The sequence below is a fragment of the Candidatus Symbiopectobacterium sp. NZEC135 genome (assembly GCF_025962695.1).
On sequence record NZ_JAGFPF010001197.1, the window covers coordinates 1 to 662 of the forward strand.

At 42.1% G+C, this 662-nt stretch carries 1 protein-coding gene; it reads left to right on the forward strand.

The window, feature by feature from the left end; translation table 11 throughout:
• On the forward strand, positions 1 to 568 hold a 568-nt coding region (locus tag J5224_RS33310; RefSeq protein WP_264629171.1), incomplete at its 5' end, for an SDR family oxidoreductase.
• Positions 569 to 662: the final 94 nt, after the last annotated feature.

The window sequence follows — 662 nt, forward strand, 5'->3', positions numbered from 1 at the left end:
GCCAGTTTTATTTGCTCGTCCTTCTATCGTTGTTGGCCACACCAAACATGGTTGTAAACCGTCTAGTAGCATCTTCTGGGTTTTCAATATGGGACTGATGTTACAGAAATTCATGTGCTCAATGAAAGATCGCATCGATGTTATTCCGGTAGATTATTGTGCTGAAGCCTTAGTCATGCTTCTTAACCGCGATCTGCCCAATGGAGAGGTGGTTCATATATCGGCAGGGGACGAGCATTGCGTACAGTTTATGGAAATTGATAACGCAATAGCGGATGCTATGCAGCGACAACCGGTTGGCGATAACTATGCCAAGGTCACGTATGATGTTTTATTAACGATGCGCCGGGATTTGAAAAAAATCTTTGGTCCTTGTAATGAACGGATTATGCTCAAAGCGATGTATTTATATGGTCAATTTGCAGAATTGAATGTGCGGTTTGATAACCATAAGTTATTAAGTTTGGGCATGCCAAAACCGCCTAGGTTTACTGATTATATTGGCTTGTGTGTGAGTAGTACTCGTCATTTATCTATACCGCAACAGATGATGGTAGATTTTAAATAAAAGAGAATAACGATAGAGGAAGGGGGCATGACGCCCATGCCGGACAGGTGCGCAACCAGGATATAAAAAACAGCATTGATCAATGCTTCCAACG